This window comes from Treponema sp. R8-4-B8 (assembly GCF_054786175.1).
Map to the genome: position 1 here is coordinate 1 of NZ_BDHE01000045.1, position 3,532 is coordinate 3,532.

Below are 3,532 nucleotides of genomic sequence, written 5' to 3' on the forward strand. Positions count from 1 at the left end.
ACGGCGTTGTTAAATTCATTAGGTATAAGCGCGGGCGATATTGACGAAGCGCTGATTGCCGGTTCATTTGGGTATCACCTTTCGGAAAGCAGTCTGCTCAATATAGGATTGCTTCCGCCTGAACTAAAAGGAAAAATCAAGTTTTTAGGCAATACGTCGCAATCGGGCGCGGCGGCGTTTTTGCTGAATGCGGATTTTAGAAAAATTATTCCGGCGATTATTGACGGCGTTGAAAAAATTGAGCTTGCCAACACGCCGCATTTTGACGACCTTTTCGTGCGGTCGTTGGGGGTTCTGATATGCACAACAACAGCGTCTACTGCGTTAAACCTGATAATACCGTTGACAAAGAAAACGGTTTATTTCAACGGATAGATTACAATTTTGACGAAGAAGCGGCGGCTCTTGGCGCGGAGGTTAAAACCACGGCAAGCGGTTTTTCAGATGTTATTCCATTCATAAAATCGCCGGAACAGCTTTCGCGTATTCCGCGCTTTTCGCAATCTGAACAGATAAAAAACAATCTGGCGCGGGTCAGAGAATTGTCGAATAAACAACCGTTTATGGCAAACGCAATTGCTCCTTATTCACTGTTGAGTATAGTCACATCCGCGAAACTTCTGTCGTGGCTTGTCCGCTATCCGAATGAAACGCTGTCCGCGTTATGGTTTCTTGCGGAAGAATTAAGTTGGTACATATCAGAACTTTTTATCGCCGGTGTAAAGGTTGTTTCCCTGTCAGACCCGCACGCTCAACGGGAGCTTATAGGAAATTCCCGTTTTGTCAAATTTTGCGCCGGCAGCCAAATGGCTTTATTAAAACAAATATTAAAATTGAACGTAAAGGGCATACTGCACCTTTGCCCATACTGTTTTATGCCGCTCGAAGAATACGGGCTTATCGGCATAAAGGAAAACAAAACGGCAAACAAAACTTACGAGCACGCCTTGCTGACAGCCGCCGACAACGCTAAAGAAACCGTTCTGATCGGAGGGCAATGTCCTCATACCAGGAAAACGGATTTTATTTATTACTTATCTATACAGGAGGAGCATAAGTATGGCTAAAAAGATCAAGCAAATCGCAATCTACGGAAAAGGAGGGATTGGCAAATCAACCACCACGTCAAACATCTCGGCGGCGCTCTCGACGCTCGGCTACAAGGTGATGCAGTTCGGGTGCGATCCCAAAAGCGATTCCACCAATACCCTGCGCGGCGGCGAGTATATCCCGACCGTGCTGGATACACTTCGTGAAAAGCCTACGGTCAAGGCAAGCGACGTGATATTTCAGGGGTTTAACGGCATTTATTGCGTGGAAGCGGGCGGACCTTCTCCCGGCGTCGGTTGCGCGGGACGCGGCATTATAACCGCAGTGGAACTGTTCAAGCAGCAAAACGCTTTCGAGAAACTGGACTTGGACTTTGTTATTTATGATGTTCTTGGCGACGTTGTATGCGGCGGTTTTGCAGTCCCTATCCGCGAAGGGATCGCCGAACATGTCTTTACCGTTTCTTCTTCGGATTTTATGGCGGTTTATGCCGCAAACAATCTGTTCAAGGGAATAGCAAAATATTCCAATTCCGGCGGCGCCCTGCTTGGCGGTATTATCGCCAATTCTATTAACAAACCCTACGCGAAAGATATTATTGACGATTTCGCGTCACGCACAAAAACGCAAATCATGCAATATGTACCGCGCTCCGTTACGGTAACGCAGAGCGAACTTCGGGGAAAAACCACTATCGAAGCCGCGCCGGATTCCGCCCAGGCAAAAATTTACACCGAACTTGCCCAGCGCATCGCCGCCCATGAGAATTCCATGACTCCGTCTCCTTTGGACGCTACGGAGCTTCGGGAATGGGCGGCTGGATGGTCGGATCAACTTTTGGCTCTTGAAATGGGAGACATTCCCGGCAAAGGCGAGAAAATTTAACACGGAGTGTAATTATGTCCCATATCATCGCGGTATCTACCACAGACGGCAAAGTCATACACCGGCATTTTGGAAGAACGGAAAAATTTTGCATTGTTTCAATTAATGACAATGATTATTCCTACATTGAGACAAGAGAGGTTGAACCATGCTGTAATAATTTTGCGCATCACGAGTCCGCCTTTGACAAGGTACTTCAAATTCTCCATGACTGCGAAGCGGTTATTGTCGGCAAAATCGGTCCGGGCGCGTACAACTATCTGACATTTAAGGGAATGAGGGTGCTTGAAGCGCCCGGATTTGTCGATGACGTTTTAACGGCTTTATGCAAAAATCAAGACCGGTTTTTCACTATTAAAGGGATAAATACTAATGACGGCAACGGTTGAAACAATTAAACAGGAACACCCGTGTTTTTCTTTGGGCAGGCCAAACAACAAGGGGCGTATTCATCTTCCCGTCAGTCCCGGATGTAACATTGAGTGTAAATTTTGCGACAGAAAAATCAGCGCGGCAGAACAGCGTCCCGGCGTAACTGCGTGGGTAATCTCGCCGAAGGAAGCGTTGGAAGTCGTGAGAAAGTCGCTCAAACTCTCGCCTGAAATTACCGTTGTCGGCGTCGCAGGTCCCGGCGAAGCGCTGGCTACGCCCTATGCTCTGGAAACCTTTCGCATGATTGGCAAAGAATTTCCCGGTTTGATAAAATGTATGAGCACCAACGGCCTGCTATTGGAAGATTCAGCCGATGAGATAATCAATGCCGGACTCAATACGTTAACTGTTACGGTAAACGAGGTTTACCCCGCAGAACAAGCGCTGATGTGCGGCAGGATTCGATACAGGGACGAAGTATACGAAGGAACAGAAGCCGCCCGCCTGCTTATTTCCAAACAAATTGCGGGAATCCGCAGGATAAAGACCGCCGGCATAACGGTAAAAGTTAATACGGTTCTTGTTCCGGGAATAAATGACGCCCATATCGCGGATATAGCACAAGCCGTCAGTGAAGCCGGAGCCGATATGTACAATATTATTCCGTTAATTCCCTTGCATGAAATGTCAAATAACGCCCCTCCCACCTGTTTTCAGATTGACAAAGCGCGGACTGAAGCGGAAAAATACATACAGGTTTTCCGTCATTGCCAGCATTGCCGCGCCGACGCTGTCGGAGTTCCGGGCGGGAAAGACTACGGAGAACGGATTTATTTGAACAGGTTATCGCACAGCGCGACATTTTCGCACGGCTAATCGAAATTGGGAAAATATAGCCAAGTTATCAAATTTAACCAAATTTTAACAATTCATTCACTACCCATTAACAAGATAACATTATTTATTTATTAGATCTTTATATCAAGGAGTAAAACATGAAAACTAAATTTATTGCAGTATTGATGACATTGCTCGCTTTGACAAGCGTGTTTGCACAGGCTCAGAACAGAGTAAAAAATGGCGGCGCTTACACAATCGAAGTTGGAGGTTCAACTTCCGTAACCCCGTTGATGGAATTGTTAGCCGCGGAATATGCCAAGGTTAAACCGAACATCAAAGTAAACATTAACGGAACCGGTTCCGGAGACGGCATCAACAACGCCGG

The 3,532-nt window shown here is 46.7% G+C and carries 6 protein-coding genes; all 6 read left to right on the forward strand.

Translation table 11 applies throughout. The features are described from left to right. On the forward strand, positions 1–375 hold a 375-nt coding region (locus ACYVRA_RS05865), incomplete at its 5' end, for an ASKHA domain-containing protein (protein WP_461251815.1). Continuing rightward, on the forward strand, positions 300–1,067 hold the full coding sequence (locus ACYVRA_RS05870) for a uroporphyrinogen decarboxylase family protein (RefSeq protein ID WP_461251816.1): 768 nt from the start codon (positions 300–302) through the stop codon (positions 1,065–1,067). The genes ACYVRA_RS05865 and ACYVRA_RS05870, both read left to right, overlap by 76 nt. After that, positions 1,060–1,935, forward strand: coding sequence for a nitrogenase iron protein (gene nifH, locus ACYVRA_RS05875; protein WP_461251817.1), 876 nt, complete (start codon positions 1,060–1,062; stop codon positions 1,933–1,935). The genes ACYVRA_RS05870 and nifH overlap by 8 nt, the downstream gene beginning before the upstream one ends. Before the next feature lie 14 nt (positions 1,936–1,949). Continuing rightward, complete coding sequence (locus ACYVRA_RS05880) at positions 1,950–2,324, forward strand: NifB/NifX family molybdenum-iron cluster-binding protein (RefSeq protein WP_461251818.1); 375 nt, start codon at positions 1,950–1,952, stop codon at positions 2,322–2,324. Then, positions 2,308–3,183 carry a radical SAM protein gene (locus tag ACYVRA_RS05885; RefSeq protein WP_461251819.1) on the forward strand — a complete coding sequence of 292 codons (876 nt, stop codon included), beginning with the start codon at positions 2,308–2,310 and terminating at the stop codon, positions 3,181–3,183. Before ACYVRA_RS05880 ends, ACYVRA_RS05885 begins: the two co-directional genes overlap by 17 nt. Before the next feature lie 119 nt (positions 3,184–3,302). Next, positions 3,303–3,532, forward strand: a 230-nt coding sequence (locus ACYVRA_RS05890; RefSeq protein ID WP_461251820.1) for a substrate-binding domain-containing protein, incomplete at its 3' end; no start/stop codon positions are given.